At 70.0% G+C, this 21,296-nt stretch carries 14 protein-coding genes; 5 read left to right on the top strand and 9 right to left on the bottom strand.

The genetic code is table 11. The features are described 5' to 3' along the window. Window positions 1–22: 22 nt before the first annotated feature. The 4 genes from OG885_RS14775 (at window position 23) to OG885_RS14760 (ending at window position 3,660) form a co-directional block, all read left to right on the top strand. Complete coding sequence (locus OG885_RS14775; protein WP_405731083.1) at window positions 23–532, top strand: Lrp/AsnC family transcriptional regulator; 510 nt, start codon at window positions 23–25, stop codon at window positions 530–532. Window positions 533–561: 29 nt separating this feature from the next. After that, entirely contained in the window at window positions 562–948 is a 387-nt protein-coding gene (locus OG885_RS14770; protein ID WP_329344077.1) for a MerR family transcriptional regulator, read from the top strand. Further along, a complete protein-coding gene (locus tag OG885_RS14765) occupies window positions 945–1,259 on the top strand; it encodes a thioredoxin family protein (RefSeq protein ID WP_399948122.1) in 315 nt (104 codons plus the stop codon). The genes OG885_RS14770 and OG885_RS14765 overlap by 4 nt, the downstream gene beginning before the upstream one ends. 154 nt (window positions 1,260–1,413) lie before the next feature. Further along, window positions 1,414–3,660, top strand: coding sequence for a HelD family protein (locus OG885_RS14760; RefSeq protein WP_405742733.1), 2,247 nt, complete (start codon window positions 1,414–1,416; stop codon window positions 3,658–3,660). Here the strand turns inward: OG885_RS14760 and OG885_RS14755 are convergent. From OG885_RS14755 to OG885_RS14730, 6 genes are all read right to left on the bottom strand, one after another. After that, window positions 3,624–4,475, bottom strand: coding sequence for a hypothetical protein (locus tag OG885_RS14755; protein ID WP_405731081.1), 852 nt, complete (start codon window positions 4,473–4,475; stop codon window positions 3,624–3,626). The genes OG885_RS14760 and OG885_RS14755 overlap by 37 nt on opposite strands. A 64-nt stretch (window positions 4,476–4,539) precedes the next feature. Next, a complete protein-coding gene (gene glgB / locus OG885_RS14750) occupies window positions 4,540–6,978 on the bottom strand; it encodes a 1,4-alpha-glucan branching enzyme (RefSeq protein ID WP_405731079.1) in 2,439 nt (812 codons plus the stop codon). A gap of 27 nt (window positions 6,979–7,005) precedes the next feature. Next, window positions 7,006–8,376 (bottom strand): maltokinase N-terminal cap-like domain-containing protein, encoded by a 1,371-nt coding sequence (locus tag OG885_RS14745; protein ID WP_405731077.1) that lies wholly within the window; start codon window positions 8,374–8,376, stop codon window positions 7,006–7,008. A 95-nt stretch (window positions 8,377–8,471) separates the two neighbouring features. Continuing rightward, on the bottom strand, window positions 8,472–10,172 hold the full coding sequence (treS, locus tag OG885_RS14740; protein ID WP_405731075.1) for a maltose alpha-D-glucosyltransferase: 1,701 nt from the start codon (window positions 10,170–10,172) through the stop codon (window positions 8,472–8,474). Then, entirely contained in the window at window positions 10,169–12,241 is a 2,073-nt protein-coding gene (locus OG885_RS14735) for an alpha-1,4-glucan--maltose-1-phosphate maltosyltransferase (RefSeq protein WP_405731073.1), read from the bottom strand. Before OG885_RS14735 ends, treS begins: the two co-directional genes overlap by 4 nt. 256 nt (window positions 12,242–12,497) lie before the next feature. Next, complete coding sequence (locus OG885_RS14730) at window positions 12,498–13,700, bottom strand: S8 family peptidase (protein WP_405731071.1); 1,203 nt, start codon at window positions 13,698–13,700, stop codon at window positions 12,498–12,500. 335 nt (window positions 13,701–14,035) lie between these two features. Between OG885_RS14730 and OG885_RS14725 the strand changes: the two genes are divergently transcribed. Beyond that, entirely contained in the window at window positions 14,036–16,657 is a 2,622-nt protein-coding gene (locus OG885_RS14725; protein ID WP_405731069.1) for a glycosyltransferase family 1 protein, read from the top strand. A 22-nt stretch (window positions 16,658–16,679) separates the two neighbouring features. Here OG885_RS14725 and OG885_RS14720 read toward each other — a convergent pair whose 3' ends face one another. The 3 genes from OG885_RS14720 to OG885_RS14710 form a co-directional block, all read right to left on the bottom strand. After that, the gene (locus OG885_RS14720; RefSeq protein ID WP_405731067.1) at window positions 16,680–17,207 is read right to left on the bottom strand and encodes a DUF1990 family protein; all 528 of its coding nucleotides are present in this window, start codon (window positions 17,205–17,207) and stop codon (window positions 16,680–16,682) included. A 78-nt stretch (window positions 17,208–17,285) separates the two neighbouring features. After that, the gene (locus tag OG885_RS14715) at window positions 17,286–18,953 is read right to left on the bottom strand and encodes a M4 family metallopeptidase (protein WP_405731065.1); all 1,668 of its coding nucleotides are present in this window, start codon (window positions 18,951–18,953) and stop codon (window positions 17,286–17,288) included. Between the two features lie 295 nt (window positions 18,954–19,248). Next, entirely contained in the window at window positions 19,249–21,258 is a 2,010-nt protein-coding gene (locus tag OG885_RS14710) for a M4 family metallopeptidase (protein WP_405731063.1), read from the bottom strand. Window positions 21,259–21,296 lie beyond the last annotated feature (38 nt).

Raw genomic sequence — 21,296 nt, 5'->3', positions numbered from 1 at the left:
CCCACGTCCTGAAGGGGGAACCATGGGAGTTCAGGCCGCGGCACCGAAAGAACCTCGGCAGTTGCGCCCCGCCGCCGGCGAAACCTCGGCGGGCTTCGACGCGCTGGACCGGGAGATCCTCCAGCTGCTCCAGACTGACGGCCGCATCAAGCTGAGCGAGCTGGGCCGCCGGGTCCGGCTGAGTCCCGCGGCCGTCACCGAGCGGGTGCGGCGGCTGGAGGCAGCGGGCGTGATCAGCGGCTACGGCGCCCATGTGGTGCCGAGCCGGCTCGGGTACGGCATCCAGGCGTTCATCCGGGTCAACCCGCACGGCGGCTACAACCTCAAGCATCCGAGGACCCTGGAGCTGATCGAGCGCCCGGAGATCATCGAGGTGCACCACGCGGTCGGCGAGGACTGCTGGATCCTCAAGGTCGCCGTCCGGGACACCGTCCATCTGGAGGAGGTGCTCGAAGAGGTCTCCGCCCTCGGCCGCACCACGACCTCGATCGTGCTGACCTCCCCGGTGGAGCGGAAGCCACTGTTGCCTTGACGTCGGCGTAAAGGACTACGTTCGTGGACATGCGCATCGGCGAGCTGGCCGCGCGGGCCGGGACCACGACCCGGACGCTGCGGTACTACGAGTCACGCGGGCTGCTGCCCGCCCGGCGGGGCGGCAACGGATACCGGACCTACGACGAGAGCGATCTGCGGCTGCTGCGGCAGATCCGGACGCTCCAGGACTTCGGGTTCGACCTGGAGGAGACACGGCCGTTCGTGGAGTGTCTGCAGGCCGGTCACCCCGAGGGGGACACCTGTCCCGCCTCGATCGACGTCTACCGCCGCAAGCTGGCGGAGCTGGACGAGCTGATCGGCGAGCTCCAGGCGGTACGGGCGCAGATCGGCGTGCGGCTGGCCACGGCCGGGGGCGAGCCGCCCCTGTGCGAACTGGGAGGGCAGGAACTGTGATGGATGTGACGGACGCGGACTTCGCGGACGAGGTGATCGGGGCCGAGCTGCCGGTGCTGGTGGAGTTCACGGCGGACTGGTGCCCGCCGTGCCGGCAGATGGGGCCGGTGCTGCGCGCGCTCGCCGCCGAGGAGGCGGACCGGCTCAAGGTGGTGCAGCTGAACGTGGACCACAATCCGCTGACCACGAACGCCTACAAGGTTCTCTCGATGCCCACGTTCATGGTCTTCCGCGGCGGTGAGCCGGTGAAGTCCATGGTGGGGGCCCGGCCGAAGCGGCGGCTGCTCGAGGAGATCGCCGACGTGATCTGATTCCGCCATAACGAAAGAATCCCCCCGGCAATTGCGCCGGGGGGATTATTTTGCTTACACTCAATGGTTCGCGACTTTACGGGAATTGAGTCGCGGAGAAGTTCAGTAGGCACAGTATATCGGCGTGGGAGTGGAATTGTCAAACAGCGATGAAATTCGCGGTGAGCAGGAATTCATCGACACCCTGTACGCGCGCGTGGACGCCCTGCGCGCAGACACCGAGGTCGGAGTCACCGACGCCCTCGCCCAGGGCAACACGCCCATGCAGGCCCGGCTGGAGCGGGACATCCTGGTCGCCGAGCGCTCCGGGCTGCTCGCCGCGCTCAACGCGGTCGACGGCTCGCTGTGCTTCGGCCGGATCGACCTGACGTCCGGGACCAGCCATCACATCGGCCGTATCGGACTGCGCACGGACGACGCCGAACGCACCCCGGTCCTGATCGACTGGCGGGCGGAGGTCGCCCGGCCCTTCTATCTGGCCACCGGCCACACCCCGATGGGGCTCAGGCGCCGACGCCATCTCACCACCGAGGGCCGTACGGTCACCGCCCTGCACGACGAGATCCTCGACCTCGGCGACCAGGAGCGCACCGGCCACGAGGACCCGACCGGCGACGCCGTGCTGCTGGCCGCGCTGGACGCCGCGCGCACCGGCCGGATGCACGACATCGTGCAGACCATCCAGGCCGAGCAGGACGAGATCATCCGCGCCCCGCACCGCGGGGTACTGGTCGTCGAGGGCGGACCGGGCACCGGCAAGACGGCCGTCGCCCTGCACCGCGCCGCCTATCTGCTCTACGAACACCGGGAGTTGCTCGCCAAGCGCGCCGTGCTGATCGTCGGCCCCAACCCCGCCTTCCTCGGCTACATCGGCGAGGTGCTGCCCTCGCTCGGCGAGACGGGCGTGCTGCTCGCGACGGTCGGGGAGCTGTTCCCCGGGGTGAGGGCGACGGCCACCGACACCCGGGCCGCGGCGGCGGTGAAGGGGCGCGCCGACATGGCGGACGTCCTCGCCGACGCCGTACGCGACTGGCAGGCGCTGCCCGACCCGGTGATCGCGATCGAGCACGACCGGGAGGTGCTGATGCTCGACGACGGGCTGGTGAAGGTGGCCCGGGAGCAGACCCGGGCCGCGCGGCTGCCGCACAACGTGGCGCGCGAGCACTTCGAGGGCCACATCCTCAACACGCTCACCGAGCTGTACGCCGAGCGGGTCGGCACCGACCCGTACGACGGCGGCAGCCTCCTCGACCCGGCCGACGTCACCCAGATCCGGGACGAGATCGCCGAGAACCCCGAAGTATGGGCCGCCATCGACCAGTTGTGGCCCCGGCTCACCCCGCAGCGGCTGGTCGCGGACTTCCTCGCCGATCCCGTGGGCTACCTCCCCGACGAGGACGCGGCCGCGATCCGCCGCCCGGTGACCCGGAGCTGGACGGTAGCGGACGTACCGCTGCTCGACGAGGCCGCCGAACTCCTCGGCGTGGACGAGCGGGTGGCGCGGGCCCGCGCCGAGCAGGAGCGGGAGACGCAGGTCGCCTATGCGCAGGGCGTCCTTGACGTGTCGTACGCCTCCCGTACCTATGAGTTCGAGGACATCGACGACGAGGACTCCGAGGTGCTGTCGGCGCACGACATCATCGACGCCGAACGGTTCGCCGAGCGGCAGGAGGAGGACGACCACCGCAGCGCCGCCGAGCGCGCGGCGGCCGACCGGACCTGGGCGTTCGGCCACATCATCGTCGACGAGGCGCAGGAACTGTCGCCGATGGCCTGGCGGTTGCTCATGCGGCGCAGCCCGACCCGCTCGATGACCCTGGTCGGCGACCCGGCCCAGACGGCGGAGGCGGCCGGTGTCGGCTCCTGGTCGGACATCCTGGAGCCGTATGTCGCGGACCGCTGGGAGCACACCCGACTGGGCGTCAACTACCGCACCCCCGCCGAGATCATGGACCTCGCGGCGGCCGTCGTACGGGCCGAGAACCCGGACTTCGAACCGCCGAGCTCGGTCCGTTCCACGGGTGTACGGCCCTGGGTCCGCGCCACCGACGACCTGCCCGGCGCCGTCGCCAAGGCGGTCGAGGAGCTGACCCCCGCGGAGGGCCGGCTCGCGGTCATCGCCCCGCGCCATCTGCACCGCAGGCTGGCGGCCCAGCTGGACGGGGTCACGGCGGGCGCCGAGCCCGACCTCACCCGGACCGTCGTACTCCTCGAACCGCGCCAGTCCAAGGGCCTGGAGTTCGACTCGGTGCTGGTGGTCGAACCGGGGCTGTACGGGACCAGCGATCTCTATGTCGCGCTCACGCGGGCCACGCAGCGGCTGGGGGTGCTGCACACCGGGCGGCTGCCGAAGGCGCTGGCGGTTCAGGAGGACGGGCTCGCCGTGGGTGAGGGGGAGTAGGTCGGGTGCAGCGACGGGGCGAGGGGCTCCAGGGACGCGCACAGGGCGGTCGGGAAGTCCGGCTCCCTGTCCCGCACGGCCTGGCAGCCCCCTTCCGTCGTCCGGAAGAACGGCTTCCAGCCCGGCTTCTCGGCCTTGTAGAACCAGCGGTCGCCCAGCCGGGAGGTGCAGGCGCTGTCCGCCGGGTCGCCGCAGACCGGGCCGGTGCGCCAGGAGAGGTCCAGGACCAGCCACTTGCCGTCGCAGTGCTCCGCGTCGCGGTAGGTGTGCGCGGGCGCGTCGACCGCGTACACCGCCTGCTCGTAGGAGCCGGTGGTGCAGCCCGTGGCCGGGGGTGTGCAGCCCAGGTCGCCGCAGAGGCGCAGGGCGGGCGGGGTGGCGCCGTCGGCGGTGAAGACGGTGCCGGGGTAGCCGACCACCAGCTCGTCCTTCCCCAGCGGCTCGGTGAGCTCGACCCGGGCCTTGGCCGTGGTGGTCCTCGTGCAGCCGGAGGCTCGGTCGCCCGACGGTGAGTCGTAGGTGACCTGGACGTGCACGGTGTTCCGCACGGGCTCGGTGAGGACCGCTTTGAGGTTCCGCACACAGGGCTTCGGGCCGCTGGGCACCGTCGCGGCGAGCGTCACCGTGCGCTGGTCGGAGCTGAGGGTCGCGCTGGTGACGTCGATGGGTGCGGACAGCGTCCAGGGCAGGGCGGTGGCCGACGGGGTGGGCCCGTTCTGACCGGCCACCTGCGTCCCGCACGCGCCGAGGAGCAGGACGGCGAGTGTGCTGAGCAGGGCGGCCATGACCGCCCCGCGTATGTCTCCGGACCGCACGTGCCGCCCCCGATTTCCCCGTGAATGACCCCGACCGGGCGACTCTACCGAGCGGCTCGGCCGGCTACGCGGGCCGTAGCCAGACCGTTGCCAGGGGCGGAAGCGTCAGCTGGACGCTGGCCGGGCGGCCGTGCCACGGGGTGGCCTCCGGTTTCACGGCGTCCGGGTTGATGACGTCGCTGCCGCCGTACCTGCCGAGGTCGGTGTTGAGGGCCTCGTGCCAGGCGGGGATGTCGTCGGGGACGCCGAGGCGGTAGTCGTGGCGGACGACGGGGGCGAAGTTGGAGACCGCGAGCAGGGGCGTGCCCTCGGCGTCGTAGCGCAGGAAGGCGAAGACGTTGTCGTCCGCCGCGTCCCCGACGACCCACTGGAAACCGTCGGGATTGGTGTCGCACTGCCACAGCGCCGGGGTGTGGCGGTAGACGACGTTGAGGTCGCGGACCAGGTCACGGACGCCGCGATGGTCGGGTTCGGCGCCGTATGCCGGGTCGAGGAGCCACCAGTCCGGCCCGTGCGCCTCGGACCACTCGGCGCCCTGGGCGAACTCCTGCCCCATGAAGAGGAGTTGCTTGCCGGGGTGCGCCCACATGAAGCCGAGGTAGGCGCGGTGGGTGGCGCGCTGCTGCCACCAGTCGCCCGGCATCTTGGAGACCAACGACCGCTTCCCGTGCACCACTTCGTCGTGGGAGATGGGCAGGACGTAGTTCTCGCTGTAGGCGTAGACCATCGAGAAGGTCATCTCGTGGTGGTGGTACTTGCGGTGCACCGGCTCGTGCTGGACGTAGCCGAGCGAGTCGTGCATCCAGCCCATGTTCCACTTCAGGCCGAAACCGAGGCCGCCGAAGCCGCCCGGGCCGATGTGGTGGGTGGCCCGGGTGACACCGTCCCAGGCCGTGGACTCCTCGGCGATGGTGACCACGCCCGGGGCCCGCCGGTACACCGTCGCGTTCATCTCCTGGAGGAACGCCACCGCGTCCAGGTTCTCCCGGCCGCCGTGTTCGTTGGGCAGCCACTGGCCCGGCTCGCGCGAGTAGTCCAGGTAGAGCATGGACGCCACCGCGTCCACCCGCAGCCCGTCGATATGGAACTCCTCGCACCAGTAAAGGGCGTTGGCGACCAGGAAGTTGCGCACCTCACGGCGGCCGAAGTCGAACTCCAGGGTGCCCCAGTCGGGGTGGGCGGCACGGAGCGGATCCGCGTGCTCGTACAGCGGCCGACCGTCGAACTCGGCCAACGCCCAGTCGTCACGCGGGAAGTGGGCCGGGACCCAGTCCATCAGCACACCGATCCCGGCCTGGTGCAGGGCGTCGACGAGGAACTTGAAGTCGTCGGGGGTGCCGAGGCGGGCGGTCGGGGCGTAGAACCCGGTGACCTGGTAGCCCCAGGAGCCGCCGAAGGGATGCTCGGCCACCGGCATCAGCTCGACGTGTGTGAAGCCGAGGTCCTTGACGTACGCCGGGAGCTGTTCGGCGAGTTGGCGGTAGGTCAGGCCGGGGCGCCAGGAGGCGAGATGGACCTCGTACACCGAGAACGGCGCCTCGTGCGCGGGGACGGCCGCCCGGGACTCCAGCCAGGCCGCGTCCTGCCACACATGGTGCGAGGCGTGCACGATGGACGACGTTTCGGGCGGGACCTGGGTGCGGCGGGCCAGCGGGTCGGCCCGCAGGGTCCTCGAACCGTCCGGACGCGTGATCGCGAACTTGTACAGCTCGCCCTCGCCGATGCCGGGCACGAACAGCTCCCAGACGCCGGAGCCGCCCAGCGAGCGCATCGGATGGCCCGTGCCGTCCCAGAAGTTGAAGGTGCCGGCCAGGCTGACGCCGCGGGCGTTCGGCGCCCACACCGTGAAGCGGGTGCCGGTCACGCCCTGGTGGGTCATGGGCTCGGCGCCGAGCGCCCGCCACAGTTCCTCGTGCCGCCCCTCGCCGATCAGATGCAGATCCAGTTCGCCGAGGGCGGGCAGGAAGCCGTACGCGTCCTCGATCTCCTGTTCCGAGCCCTCGTACGTCACCAGCAGCCGGTAGGCCGGGACCTCCCTGAGCGGGAGGAGACCGCTGAAGAACCCGTCCCCGTCGTCGTGCAGCTCGGCGCGCAGGTTGTCGGCGAGGACGGTGACGGAGAGGGCGTACGGCCTGAAGGCGCGGAAGGCCGTGCCGCCGGGCACCGGGTGGGCGCCGAGGACGGAGTGCGGGTCGTGGTGGGTGGCGGAGAGGAGACGGTCGCGGTCGTCCGCGCCGATGGCGGGGGAGACGGGGGCCTCCGGCAGCGGGGCGGGCTTCGGGGCGACGGTCTTCTTCGCCTTCGCGGTGGTCTTCTCGGCTGCCGCTTTCTTGGCTGTCACCTTCTTGGCTGTCGCCTTTTTGGCCGTGGCTTTCTTGGCCGTCGCCTTCTTGGCTATTGCGTCCTTGGCTGTTGCCTTCTTCGTTGCCGCCTTCTTGGCTATCGCTTTCTTCGCTGTCGCTTTCTTCTTCGGGTCCGATCCGCTGGGCGTGGGCGGAGTCACGGGGGAGCCTCCTCGGCGAGCGTGAAGTCAGAACAGGTCGGATGTGGCGTACCGCTCGATCGCCGCCAGCGGCACCGGCAGCCAGTCCGGGCGGTGCCTGGCCTCGTAGACGACCTCGTAGATCGCCTTGTCCGTCTCGTACGCGCGCAGCAGGACCGGGTCGGTCCGCGGGTCCGCGCCGCTGACCTCGGCGTATCCGGAGCAGTACGCGGCCCGGCAGGCGTGGGCCCAGCCCGGCGCCGGCGGGTCGGCGGAGAGCGCCGCGTAGTCGAAGGAGCGGAGCATGCCGGCCACGTCCCGGGCGGGTGGTTGCGGCATCCGCCGTTCGGCCAGCGGCTTGGACGGCTCGCCCTCGAAGTCGATCAGCGACCACTGCCCGTCGGGCGCGCGCAGACACTGGCCGAGATGCAGATCGCCGTGGACGCGCTGCGCGGTCCAGGTACGGCCCTCCGCGGCCAGGTCGGCCAGCGCGCTGAACGCCGAGTGCAGCCCGGGGCCGTACGACGTGAGCGCGGGCACCGCCTGGACGGCCGCGTCGAGGCGCTCGATCATGCCGTCGACCAGGAGGCGCAGTTGAGCGGCGCCGAGCGTCACCGAGGGCAGGGCGCCGGCGAGCGCGGTGTGCACCTCGGCGGTGGCCCGCCCCAGCGCCCGCGCCTCCGCGCTGAAGTCCTCGCCCTTGGCCAGCTCGCGCAGCGCCAGCTCCCAGCCGTCCGCCGCGCCCTTGACGAAGGGTTGCAGCACGCCGAGGACGTACGACTCCCCGTCCAGCTCGGCGCTCATCCACGCCGTCGGTGCCGGTACCCGCGGGCAGCCCTCGCGGGCCAGCGCCAGCGGCAGCTCCAGATCGGGGTTGACGCCCGGAACGACCCGGCGGAGCAGCTTGAGGATGAACGTATCTCCGTAGACGACCGACGTGTTCGACTGCTCGGCGGTCATCACGCGGGGCACCAGACCCGACCGGATCTCCTGGCCGGGGTCCCGTTCACAGCGGAGCCCGCCGATGCGGGTCCGGGAGCGCAGCGCCTCCAGGAGCACCTCGGCGGGCCGGGGGTCGTACAGGGCCTCGTACACCGTGCGTCCGGCGAGGGGGCCCTCTTCCACATGGCCGATCAGCGCGGGCGCGAGATGGGGTGGCAGCGCCTCGCGCACGCCTATGAGGAGCTGGTAGCAGTCCCAGGGCGCGGCCGGCTGATGGGCCTGGACGAGCAGGTGGTACAGGCCCAGCTTGCGGTCGGCGGGCAGCAGTTCGGTTGCCGCGACCAGCGTGAAGCCGGTGATCGGACGGCCCTTGCCGGCGAACCAGCGCTGCCGCGGCAGCCATTCCCGCAGCAGCGGATCAAGTGACGCAAGCAGGCCCGGATGTGTCGTGGCAGTACGGATGACGGCTTCCGACATGGCGTCGCGTCCTTTCCCCGGGTGGTCGGGGTGTTACTGATGCGTGCCCAGGGCGGGGCGGGAGAAACCGGGAATCCGCCGCCCCGCCGGGTCTCTCAGGCGGCGTCCTTGCGGAGCCGGAACCAGTAGAAACCGTGCCCTGCCAGCGTCAGCAAGTACGGCAGCTCACCGATGGCCGGGAATCGCACCCCGCCGAACAGCTCCACCGGGTGCCGCCCGTTGAAGGTGCTCAGGTCCAGTTCCGTGGGCTGTGCGAACCGGGAGAAGTTGTGCACGCACAGGACCAGGTCGTCCTCGTACTCCCGCAGGAAGGCGAGCACCGCCGGGTTCGACGATGGGAGCTCGGTGTAGGAGCCGAGGCCGAACGCCGGGTTCTGCTTGCGGATCTCGATCATGCGGCGGGTCCAGTGCAGCAGCGAGGAGGGCGACGCCATCGACGCCTCGACGTTGGTGACCTGGTAGCCGTGGACCGGGTCCATGATGGTCGGCAGATAGAGCCGCCCGGGGTCACAGGAGGAAAAGCCTGCGTTACGGTCCGGGGTCCATTGCATGGGGGTGCGGACGGCGTCGCGGTCGCCGAGCCAGATGTTGTCGCCCATGCCGATCTCGTCGCCGTAGTAGAGGATCGGCGAGCCGGGCAGGGACAGCAGGAGAGCGGTGAAGAGCTCGATCTGGTTGCGGTCGTTGTCGAGGAGCGGGGCGAGCCTTCGCCTGATGCCGATGTTGGCGCGCATACGCGGGTCTTTCGCGTATTCGGCCCACATGTAGTCGCGTTCCTCGTCGGTGACCATCTCCAGCGTCAGCTCGTCGTGGTTGCGCAGGAAGATGCCCCACTGGCAACTGGAGGGGATGGCCGGGGTCTTGGCGAGGATCTCGGAGACCGGGTAGCGGGACTCCCTGCGTACCGCCATGAAGATGCGGGGCATGACGGGGAAGTGGAAGGCCATGTGGCATTCGTCGCCGCCGGACCGGTAGTCGCCGAAGTAGTCGACGACGTCCTCGGGCCACTGGTTCGCCTCCGCCAGCAGCACCGTGTCCGGGTAGGACGCGTCGATCTCCTTGCGGACCCGTTTGAGGAACTCATGGGTTGCCGGAAGGTTTTCGCAGTTCGTGCCTTCCTCCTGGTAGAGGTACGGCACCGCGTCGAGCCGGAAGCCGTCGATGCCGAGGTCCAGCCAGAAGCGCAGGGCGGAGATCATCTCCTCCTGGACCGCCGGGTTCTCGTAGTTGAGGTCCGGCTGGTGGGAGAAGAAGCGGTGCCAGTAGTACTGCTTGCGGACCGGATCGAAGGTCCAGTTGGACGCCTCGGTGTCGACGAAGATGATCCGCGCGTCCTGGTACTGCTTGTCGTCGTCGGCCCAGACGTAGTAGTCGCCGTAGGGGCCGTCGGGGTCCCGCCTCGACTCCTGGAACCACGGGTGCTGGTCGCTGGTGTGGTTCATGACGAAGTCGATGATGACGCGCATGCCGCGTTGGTGGGCGGCGTCGACGAACTCGACGAAGTCGGCGAGGTCACCGAACTCGGGCAGGACGGCGGTGTAGTCGGAGACGTCGTAACCGCCGTCGCGCAACGGCGACTTGAAGAAGGGCGGAAGCCACAGGCAGTCGACGCCCAGCCATTGCAGGTAATCGAGTTTGGCGGTGAGGCCCTTGAGGTCGCCGACGCCGTCGCCGTTGCTGTCCTGGAAGGAACGGACGAGCACCTCGTAGAAGACGGCGCGCTTGAACCAGTCGGGGTCCCGGTCCTTGGCCGGGGTGTCCTCGAAGGTGTCCGGGACGGGCTCGTTGACGATCATGTTGTGGGTGACCCTCCGATCTGCGGGGTGGACGGTCGCAGGACGGTGAGGATGTGCGCGGGACGAGTACCCGGTTCGAGACGCACGTAGTTCGCCCTGCCCCAGTGATAGGTCTCGCCGGTGAGCTCGTCGCGCACCGGCACCGACTCGTGCCATTCCAGGCCGAGTTGCGGCATGTCCAACGAGACCGTGGCCTCCTGGGTGTGGTGGGGGTCGAGGTTGGCCACCACCAGAACCGTGTTCGAACCGCTCTGCTTCGAGTAGACGATCACCTCCTCCTTGTCCGCGTGATGGAAGTGCAGATCGCGCAGCTGCCGGAGGGCGGGGCTCGCCCGCCTGATCTGGTTGAGGCGGGTGATCAGGGGGGTGATGTTGTCCTTCTCCGATTCCCAGTCGCGGGGGCGGAGTTGGTATTTCTCCGAGTGGAGGTATTCCTCGCTGCCGTCCCTGAGGGGGGTGTTCTCGCAGAGTTCGTAGCCGCTGTAGATGCCCCAGGTGGGGGAGAGGGTGGCGGCCAGGACGGCGCGGACCTCGAAGGCGGGGCGTCCGCCGTGCTGGAGGTAGGCGTGCAGGATGTCGGGGGTGTTGGCGAAGAAGTTGGGCCGCATGGAGGCGGCGGCCTCCCCGGACAGCTCGGTGAGGTACTCGGTGAGTTCCTGCTTGGTGTTGCGCCAGGTGAAGTACGTGTAGGACTGCTGGAAGCCGATCTGCCCCAGGGTGCGCATCATCGCGGGCCGGGTGAAGGCCTCGGCGAGGAAGATGACGTCGGGGTCGGTGGTGTTGATGTCCGCGATCACCCTCTGCCAGAAGAGGACCGGTTTGGTGTGCGGGTTGTCGACGCGGAAGATCCGCACTCCGTGGTCCATCCAGTGCCGCAGGACCCGCAGGGTCTCGGCGACCAGGCCGTCCATGTCGGCGTCGAAGGCGATGGGGTAGATGTCCTGGTACTTCTTGGGCGGGTTCTCGGCGTAGGCGATGGTGCCGTCGGGGCGGTGGTGGAACCACTCGGGGTGTTTGTGGACCCAGGGGTGGTCCGGGGAGCACTGCAACGCGAAGTCGAGGGCGATTTCGAGATCAAGCCTGCGGGCTTCACTCACGAAGTAATCGAAGTCCTCGATGGTGCCCAGGTCCGGGTGGATCGCGTCGTGTCCGCCCTCGGGGGAGCCGATCGCCCAGGGCACGCCGACGTCCTGGGGGCCGGCGGAGAGGGTGTTGTTCGGGCCTTTGCGGAAGGTCGTGCCGATGGGGTGGATCGGGGGGAGGTAGACGACGTCGAAGCCCATCGCGGCGATCGCGGGGAGCCTGCGGGCGGCGGTGCGGAAGGTGCCGTGGGGGTGTTCGGGGGTGCCCTCGGAGCGGGGGAAGAACTCGTACCAGGAGCCGTACAGGGCCCGTTCCCGTTCCACCAGCAGGGGCAGTGGCTCGGAGGCGGTGACGAACTCCCGCAGCGGATGCGCGGCCAGCACCGCGTCCACCTCCGGCGTCAACGCCGCCGCCAACCGGGCCGTGGCCGGGCGGGAGTCGTCCCTGAGGGCGGTCACGGCGGCTCGGAGGATCTTGCGTTGTCCCTTGGGAGCGCCTTCGGCGGCCCGCTCGTACAGGCGCGCGCCCTCCTCCAGGACCAGTTCGGTGTCCATGCCGGCCGGGATCTTGATGCCGGCGTGGTGGCGCCAGGTGGCGATGGGATCCCCCCATGCCTCCACGTGGAAGGTCCAGCGTCCCGTCGAGCCCGGGGTGACGTCGGCGCCCCAGCGGTCGGTGCCGGGGGCGAGTTCACGCATCGGCGTCCAGGGGCCGGGGCGCCCCTCGGGATCGGTGAGGACGACGTTGGCGGCGACCGCGTCATGGCCCTCGCGGAACACGGTCGCGGTGACCTGGAAGGTCTCGCCGGTGACGGCCTTGGCTGGGCGGCGGCCTCGCTGGACGACCGGGCGGACGTCCAGAACAGGTATCCGGCCGATGTCAGGTGTGCCGTCCGCGGAGGGTGGCTCCGGAGGGGACGGTGGCCCGGTGACGGCGGGCCGGGTGCTGGACGTCGGGGGTGCTGACGAGTGGTGCGTGGCGGGCATGACCGCTCCTGTCCGCGTCAACTGGGGGTGGGCGGATGGCTGTGGGGAGGTGGGTCCTGCGTGGTGATCCCGAGTGGTGCCGTGTGGTCCCGTGATGTGGCTGGGGGTGTACCGGAGGAGCCTTCCCACCCTATTCGGGTGGGCAATCCGGCACTTTGTTAACTACTCACGCGTATGTCTACACACAAGACCGGCCCCGTCCGAAACGAACGGGGCCGGTGTTCGCCGAGCGTGCCCGCAGCCTCGCGCACAAGTGCTACGGGCCAGGAACCTGTAGGAGTCTGTCCGGTGAACCCGGCCCGCGTCCGGAGATCTCGCCGGACGCCGCCAGCGTGACCAGCGCCTTCGACACCTGAGCGGGCGTGGCCTTCGGGTGGTCGGACAGATGGAGCGCGGCGGCGCCCGCGGCGTGCGGGGTCGCCATCGACGTACCCGAGTAGGTGGCCTTGGCGCTGTCGCCCTTGTTGGAAGATGACGTGATCGCGACGCCCGGGGCGAACAGGTCAAGGGCGGAGCCGTAGTTGGAGAAGCTCGCCCGGGTGTCCGTGGAGTCGGTCGCGCCGACCGTGATCGCCTCCTTCACGTCCGCGGGGGAGTAGAGGCCGGCCGGCAGCCCGTCGTTGCCCGCCGCGACCGCGTAGGTGACACCGGACTTGATCGAGTTGCGTACGGCGGCGTCGAGTTGGGCGTTGTGGTAGCCGCCGAGGCTGAGATTGGCGACGGCGGGCTTCCTGGCGTGCCGGGTGACCCAGTCGATGCCGGCGATGACCTGGGCCGTCGTACCGGATCCGGCGTTGTCGAGGACGCGGACGGCGACGACCTTGGCCTGCTTGGCGATTCCGTACTTGCTGCCCGCGACGGTACCGGCGACATGCGTGCCGTGGCCGTTGCCGTCACCGGCGTACTTGTCGTCGCCGACGAAGTCCCAGCCGTATCCGGCCCGTCCGCCGAAGTCCTTGTGCGAGATGCGGATGCCGGTGTCGATGATGTACACCGTGACGCCGGCGCCCGCGGAATTCGGCCAGGTGTAGCTCTTGTCCAGCGGCAGATCCCGTTGGTCGACGCGGTCGATGCCCCAGGACGGCGGGTTCGGCTGGGTGCGGTCGAGGCTCACCCGGGTGTCCTGGACGACCGAGGCGACCCGGGAGTCGGCCGCGAGGAGCCTCGCCTGTCTCTCGTCGGCCCTGATCGCATAGCCGTTGAGGACCGTGCCGTAGGTGTGGCTGATTCTCGCCCCGTACTTCTCGGCGATGCTCTGTCCCGCCGACGACGGAGCCTGCGTATCCCCCTTGAGTGTCACCAGGTAACTTCCGCCGACGGAGCCGGGGGCTCCGGCGCCGAGTATCCGCCCCTGAGGTGCGGCGTGCGCGGGCAGGGTGCTGGCCGAAAACGCGGCGGCACAAGTCACCGCGGTCAAGACCCCCGCCCGGCGCAGACGCCGGGTTCGCGTCCGTGCCATGGTGTGAGTTCCCCTCCTCGACTCGGCGTACGGCGGTCGTGGTGCGCCAGGAGTCACCGGCGGGTGACCGGTACGCCACTTGCAGCCTCTCGTGGGGCGTGAAGTCACCACAAGGACGCCTACGGGGGCGGAATCGGCCATATCGGCCATGGGGGGTGCGTGAAGGTTGCGGCGATTTCCGGTCCGATTCCGGTCTGGTTCCGTTCTGTCTGCCTCCGCGGCACCGTGGTTACGGAGGCCCCTCACCGATACCGTCGGTGTCGACGACGGGACGCACAACGCGGTGCGTCCGCTTCCGCACGCCTGACGAGACGCCTGACGAGGTGGCAGTGGCAATGAAGGCTATCCGTCGTTTCACCGTCCGACCCGTACTCCCCGAACCCCTCCGCCCGCTGAGTGACCTGGCACGCAATCTGCGCTGGTCCTGGCACGCGGAGACCCGCGACCTCTTCCAGTCGGTCGACCCCGAGCAGTGGGCCGCCTCCGGCGGCGACCCGGTACGGCTGCTGGGCAGCGTGCCGCCCCGGCGGCTCGCGGAGCTGGCGGAGGACCGCCGCTTCCTGCGCCGGCTGACAGCGGTCACCGACGATCTCCACGACTATGTCTCCGGCGAGCGCTGGTACCAGGTCCAGCCCGGCGAACTCCCCGCCGCCGTCGCCTACTTCTCGCCCGAGTTCGGCATCACGGCCGCGCTCCCGCAGTACTCCGGCGGCCTGGGCATCCTGGCCGGCGACCATCTGAAGGCGGCCAGCGACCTCGGCGTACCGCTGATCGGGGTGGGCCTGCTCTACCGCCACGGCTACTTCCGCCAGTCCCTGTCCCGGGACGGCTGGCAGCAGGAGCACTATCCCGTCCTGGACCCCAACGAGCTGCCGGTGGCGCTGCTGCGGGAGGAGGACGGCACCCCCGCGCAGGTGTCCCTGGCGCTGCCCGGCGGCAAGCAGCTGCACGCCCGCGTCTGGCTGGCGCAGGTGGGCAGGGTGCCGCTGCTGATGCTCGACTCGGACGTCGAGGAGAACGACCTCGGCGAGCGGGGCGTGACCGACCGGTTGTACGGCGGCGGCAGCGAACACCGGCTGTTGCAGGAGATGCTGCTGGGGATCGGCGGGGTGCGGGCGGTGCGGACGTACTGCCGCCTGACCGGCCATCCCCAGCCGGAGGTCTTCCACACCAACGAGGGTCACGCGGGCTTCCTGGGCCTGGAGCGGATCGCCGAACTGTGTGCCGCCGAAGGGCTGGACTTCGACGCGGCCCTGGAGTCGGTCCGGGCCGGAACGGTCTTCACCACCCACACCCCCGTCCCCGCCGGCATCGACCGCTTCGACCGCGAACTGGTCGCCCACCACTTCGGCCCCGATGCCGAACTCCCCGGCATCGACGTGGAACACGTCCTGCGCCTGGGCATGGAGACCTATCCGGGAGGCGAGCCGAACCTCTTCAACATGGCGGTGATGGGCCTGCGCCTCGGCCAGCGGGCGAACGGGGTCTCGCTGCTGCACGGCCAGGTGAGCCGTGAGATGTTCTCCGGCCTGTGGCCGGGCTTCGACGCGGACGAGGTTCCGATCACGTCCGTGACGAACGGGGTGCACGCTCCGACCTGGGTCGCCCCGGAGGTCTTCCGCCTCGGTGCCCGGCAGATCGGCGCCCAGCGCACCGAGGACGCGCTGACCGTCGGCGGCTCGGACCGCTGGGACGCGGTGGGCGAGATCCCGGACCAGGACATCTGGGAGCTGCGGCGCAACCTGCGCGAGCAGCTGGTGGTGGAGGTACGGCGGCGGCTGCGCGCGTCCTGGCGCCAACGCGGCGCGGGCAGCGCGGAGTTGGGGTGGATCGACGGGGTACTGGACCCGGACGTCCTGACGATCGGGTTCGCGCGCAGGGTCCCCTCGTACAAACGCCTGACCCTCATGCTGCGCGACCGTGACCGGCTGATGGACCTGCTCCTGCACCCCGAGCGACCGATCCAGATCGTGGTGGCGGGCAAGGCGCACCCGGCGGACGACGGCGGGAAGCGGCTGGTGCAGGAGCTGGTGCGGTTCGCGGACGACCCGCGGGTCCGCCATCGCCTCGTCTTCCTGCCGGACTACGGCATGGCGATGGCGCAGAAGCTCTACCCCGGCTGCGACATCTGGCTCAACAACCCGCTGCGCCCGCTGGAGGCCTGCGGCACGTCCGGCATGAAGGCGGCGCTGAACGGCTGCCTCAACCTGTCGGTGCTGGACGGCTGGTGGGACGAATGGTTCCAGCCGGACTTCGGCTGGGCGATCCCGACGGCGGACGGGACGGGCACGGACCCGGACCACCGGGACGACATCGAGGCCGCGGCCCTGTACGACCTGCTCGAACAGCGGGTCACCCCGCGCTTCTACGAGCGCGGCCAGGGCGGGCTGCCCGACCGCTGGATCGAGATGGTCCGCCAGACGCTGACCCTGCTCGGCCCCAAGGTGCTGGCCGGACGCATGGTCCGCGAGTACGTGGAGCGCCTCTACACCCCGGCCGCGCACGCGCACCGTGCGATGGACCCCGCGGCGGCGCGGGAGCTGGCGGGCTGGAAGGCGCGGGCCCGCTCGTCCTGGCAGGGCGTGACCGTCGACCATGTGGAGACGTCCGTGACGACCACGACGGCGGAGCTGGGGACGACCCTGGGGCTGCGGGTCCGGGTCGGCCTGGGAGAACTCGGCCCCGAGGACGTGGACGTCCAGGCCCTCTCGGGCCGGGTCGACGAGGAGGACCGCATCACGGACGCGCTGACCGTGCCCCTGAAGCCGGTCGGCGGGCCTGATCCGGAGGGGCGGTGGGTGTACGAGGGGCCGCTGTCGCTCGACCGCACGGGGCCCTTCGGATACACCGTCCGCATTCTGCCGGCGCACCGGCTGCTCGCCTCCGGGGCGGAGCTGGGGCTGGTGGCGGTGCCTTCCGAGGAGGCGGTGGAGGCCGCGGGGGTGTTGCTGCGATGACGGCCGGAGGACTGGGCCCGGCTCAGTCCTCCTCCCCGCCGGACAACCGGCGCAGAACCACTCCGCAGCGGCGCGCGTAGGCGTGCTGCAACCCCCGGGTCGCCGGTCCGCCCGCCTTCGCGTACCACTTGGCGCCCCGGCTGAACGCGGACACCGTCAGCCACACCGTGCCGTCCCCGGTGCGGTCCACGACGAAGGACTCCTCGCCGCACTCCGGGTGGCCGGAAAGCGTCCCGTAGGCCCAGCCCGCGCGGCGCGGTTCCTCGACCGTCCACACCACCCGGCAGGGGGCCTTGATGACCCCGGCCAGGGTGACCGTGACGTCCACGTCCGGGGCCGCCCGGTCCGCCGCCGCGTCGATGCCCACGCCCATCGCGCGGTGCATCTCCCAGGTCAGGACCGCTTCCGAGGCGCGGTCGAAGACATCGTGGCCCTCGCCTATGCGGGTGCGGACGTGGAGGGGGTGGAAGTCCGGGGGGCAGAAGCCGGGGCGGCGGGTCGCGCCCACGTCGGCGTAGGTGAAGGGGTTCGGGGGCTCATTCGGCGGCATGGGAGACAAGGGTAGGGCGGCACCCCGGAATGCCTTCCTCCCGGGTGCCGCCCGTCAGTCCCGTCAGTCCCTCTCGGACTAGCTCACGTTCACGGCCGTCCAGGCCGCCGCGACCGCGTTGTACTCGGTGCTGCCGGAGCCGTACAGGGCGGCCGCCGCGGACAGGGTGCCCGTGCGCGCCGACTTGTAGTTGGTCGTGGACGTGAAGTACGTCGTCAGCGCCTTGTACCAGATCTGCAGCGCCTTGGCGCGGCCGATGCCGGTGACCGTGGAGCCGTTGTACGTCGGCGAGTTGTAGCTGACGCCGTTGATGGTCTTCGAACCGCTGCCCTCCGAGAGGAGGTAGAAGAAGTGGTTCGCGACGCCGGACGAGTAGTGCACGTCCAGGTTGCCGACCGACGAGGACCAGTAGTTGGCGGAGCCGCCGTCCTTGCTGGGCTGGTCCATGTAGCGCAGCGGGGTGCCGTCGCCGTTGATGTTGATCTTCTCGCCGATGAGGTAGTCGCCGACGTCGGAGGAGTTCGCCGCGTAGAACTCCACACCCGTGCCGAAGATGTCCGAGGTCGCCTCGTTGAGGCCACCGGACTCGCCCGAGTAGTTCAGGCCCGCCGTGTTGGAGGTGACGCCGTGGCTCATCTCGTGGCCGGCCACGTCCAGCGAGGTCAGCGGGTGCGTGTTGCTGGAGCCGTCGCCGTACGTCATGCAGAAGCAGCTGTCGTCCCAGAACGCGTTGACGTACGCGTTGCCGTAGTGGACGCGCGAGTAGGCCGCGACGCCGTTGTTCTTGATGCCGCTGCGGCCGAAGGTGTTCTTGTAGAAGTCCCAGGTCTCCGCCGCGCCGTAGGCGGCGTCGACGGCCGCGGTCTGGTCGGTGGTGGAGCTGGAGGCCGCGCCGGTGCCCCATGTGTTGTCGGCGTCCGTGAACAGCGTGCCCGCGGAGGAGCTGGTGCCGTGGGCCTTGTTGTACGTCTTGTGGCTGCCGCGGGTGCCGTCGGTCAGCTGGTACGTCGAGCCGGAGAGGGTGGTCTCCAGGCTGACCGTGCCCGAGTACAGGCTCTTGCCGGTGCCGGTGGCGTTCTCGATGCCCTGGTACTCGAAAAGCTTCTTGCCGGTGGCGGCGTCGGTGATGACGTGCAGCTGGTTCGGGGTGCCGTCGTCCTGGAAGCCGCCGACGATGGTCTCGTAGGCGAGGACGGGGGTGCCCGAGCCGGCCCAGATGACCTTGCGCGCGCCGTCGGCGGCGGTCTTCTCCGAGCCCGCGGCCTTGGCGGCGGTCAGCGCCTGCTTCTCCGCCTTGGCGACGGTGAGCTTCGGGGTCAGGGAGGCGACCTTGATGGTTCTGGTCGTCGCCTTGGAGACGGCCTTGGTCGCACCGGACTTGGACGCGTGGACGACCAGGTCGCCGCCGAGGACCGGGAGGCCCGCGTAGGTGCGCTCGTAGCGGGTGTGGACCGTGCCGTCGGTGTCCTTGACGACGTCCTTGACGACCAGCTTCTCCTTGGCGCCGAGGCCTATCTCCGCGGCGGTGTCGGCGGCGCCGGCCTGCTGCTGCTTGATGAGCGTGGTGCGCGCGGCCGGGGAGAGCTGGAGGGGCGCGGCGGCGAGGGTGGCCTTGCCGCTTGTCTCCGCCGGGGTCTGGGCGGTGGCGGTACCGGTGGCCAGACCGGTGGTGAGGAGGGCTCCGGCGGCAACGGCGGTGGCGATGGCCAGAGTGGTGCGCTTGTGACGCGCGTAGACGGGGGTCACACAAGCTCCTTCGTGGGGGAGCCCGGCCTGACGTTGGGGTAGCGGGCCGGGGTAGTTGTGAAGTTGTGCGGCGGGTGTGAGGAAGCCTGGCATCAGGGCGCGTACATGTCAGGACCCTGAAGTGATGTTGGCTGAAAGTCGACTGTCGGGTGAATATTGCCGCAATGTAAAGCGACTTGACCTCGGCAAAGGCCCAACAAGCCGTCGGTAAGCGGATGGCAAAAAGAGGGCGCCGCCCCGGGGAGTTGAACCACCGGGGCGGCGCCCTGTCCAGGAGGCCTCAGAAGGTGACGGCCTACGGGAAAGTGATCTTCCAGCTGTTGATGTAGCCGGTGTCGATGGCCGCGTTGTCCTGGACCCTCAACTTCCATGTCCCGTTGGCTACCTCGGAGGAGGCGTTCACGGTGTACGTGGTGTTGATGTTGTCCGCGCTGCCACCGGTGCCGTACGCCTTCAGCGTGTACGCACTGCCGTCGGGGGCCACGAGGTCGACCTTGAGGTCACCGATGTAGGTGTGCACGATGTCGACCGCGACCTGGAGGTTGGAGGGCGCGTTGCCCGTCCGCCCGGAGACCGTGATCGACGAGGTCACCGCGGCCCCGTTGTCCGGAATCGATACGTCGGCGGTGTTCTCGAAGGACGTACCGCCGCCGCCACCGCCACCGGAGCGCGAACCGACCGCCACGGCCGCCCACGCGTCCTGCACCGCCTTGTACTCGGTGCTCGTGGTGCCGTACAGCTCACCGGCCGCCGCGAGGGTGCCCGTGCGGGCCGCCGCGTAGTTGGTGGTGGAGGTGAACTTCGTGGTCAGCGCGCGGAACCAGATCTTCTCCGCCTTGTCGCGGCCGATGCCGGTGACCGGGAGGCCGTCCGAGGTCGGCGAGTTGTAGCTGACGCCGTTGATGACCTTGGCGCCGCTGCCCTCGGACAGCATGTAGAAGAAGTGGTTCGCCGGGCCGGACGAGTAGTGCACGTCGACCGAGCCGATACCGGAGTACCAACTGTCCTTCGACGCGCCGTCCTTGCTCGGCTTGTCCATGTAACGCAACGGCGTGCCGTCGCCGTTGATGTTGATCTCCTCGCCGATGAGGTAGTCACCGACGTCGCTGGCGTTGGCCGCGTAGAACTCGACGGCCGTGCCGAAGATATCCGAGGTGGCCTCGTTGAGACCGCCGGACTCACCGCTGTAGTTGAGGCCCGCGGTGTTGGAGGTGACGCCGTGCGTCATCTCGTGGCCGGCCACGTCGATCGACACGAGCGGGTTGGTGTTGCCCGTGCCGTCGCCGTAGGTCATGCAGAAGCAGCTGTCGTCCCAGAACGCGTTGACGTACTGGTTGCCGTAGTGGACCCGGCTGTAGGCCGCCACCCCGTCACCGCGGATACCACTGCGCCCGTGGATGTTCTTGTAGTAGTCCCACGTCAGCGCCGCCCCGTAGTGCGCGTCCGCCGCCGCCGACTCCGCGTTCGAGGCGCTGCCGTTGCCCCAGACGTCGTCGGAGCCGGAGAACAGCGTGCCGGTGCCGGAGGTGCCGCGGTTGAGGTTGTACGTCTTGTGGCCGCCGCGGGCGCCGTCGGTGAGGTTGTACGTCGAACCCGACTGCGTCGTCGTCAGGTTGACCGTGCCCGAGTACACCGTGTTGCCGGTGCCGGTCTCGATGGCCTCCCACTCGTACAGCTTCGCGCCGGTCGCCGCGTCGGTGATGACGTGCAGCTCCTGCGGGGTGCCGTCGTGCTGGAAGCCGCCCACGACCGTCTCGTAGGCGAGCGTCGGCTTGCCGTCGGCCGCCCAGATCACCTTGCGCGGGGCGTGGCTGACGGCGGGGCTCTTGGCCTTCTCCGCCTTGGCCGCGCTCAGCGCCTGCTTCTCTGCCTTGGCGGTCGACAGCTGCGGCTTCACGGAGGCGACCTTGATGGTCTGCTTCGTCGCCTTGGTGACGGACGCGGTGGCGTCGGCCTTGGTGCTGGTGACGACCAGGTCGCCGCCGAGCACGGGCAGCCCGCCGTAGGTGCGCTCGTAACGCGTGTGGACCGTGCCGTTGCCGTCCTTGACGACGTCACGGACGACCAGCTTCTCCTTGGCGCCCAGGCCGAGTTCCCTGGCGGTGTCCGCCTTGCCGGCGTTGGCCGTGCGCAGCAGCTCGGCGCGCTGGGCGGGGGTCAGCTTGACCGACTCGGCGCCCGGTATGACCTTGCCCGCGGCCGACGGTGCCTTCTCCGGGGCTGCGGACGCGGCGCCCGACTGGACGGCCGCGGCGATCAGGGCGGACACACCGACGAGCGCGACGGCGGCGGCACGGCGGTGCATGGTGTGGGAGGTGCGTCTGTGGGAGGAACTCTCTCTCA

Source organism: Streptomyces sp. NBC_00028 (genome assembly GCF_045041065.1).
Lineage (GTDB): Bacteria > Actinomycetota > Actinomycetes > Streptomycetales > Streptomycetaceae > Streptomyces.
This window is presented reverse-complemented; position numbering and strand designations above follow the sequence as displayed.

Coding starts and splice junctions, on each gene's coding strand:
- OG885_RS14775 (WP_405731083.1), top strand. CDS start 23: ATGGGAGTTCAGGCCGCGGCACCGAAAGAACCTCGGCAGTTGCGCCCC.
- OG885_RS14770 (WP_329344077.1), top strand. CDS start 562: ATGCGCATCGGCGAGCTGGCCGCGCGGGCCGGGACCACGACCCGGACG.
- OG885_RS14745 (WP_405731077.1), bottom strand. CDS start 8,376: ATGTCGGAAGCCGTCATCCGTACTGCCACGACACATCCGGGCCTGCTT.
- treS (WP_405731075.1), bottom strand. CDS start 10,172: ATGATCGTCAACGAGCCCGTCCCGGACACCTTCGAGGACACCCCGGCC.
- OG885_RS14735 (WP_405731073.1), bottom strand. CDS start 12,241: ATGCCCGCCACGCACCACTCGTCAGCACCCCCGACGTCCAGCACCCGG.
- OG885_RS14730 (WP_405731071.1), bottom strand. CDS start 13,700: ATGGCACGGACGCGAACCCGGCGTCTGCGCCGGGCGGGGGTCTTGACC.
- OG885_RS14725 (WP_405731069.1), top strand. CDS start 14,036: ATGAAGGCTATCCGTCGTTTCACCGTCCGACCCGTACTCCCCGAACCC.
- OG885_RS14720 (WP_405731067.1), bottom strand. CDS start 17,207: ATGCCGCCGAATGAGCCCCCGAACCCCTTCACCTACGCCGACGTGGGC.
- OG885_RS14710 (WP_405731063.1), bottom strand. CDS start 21,258: ATGCACCGCCGTGCCGCCGCCGTCGCGCTCGTCGGTGTGTCCGCCCTG.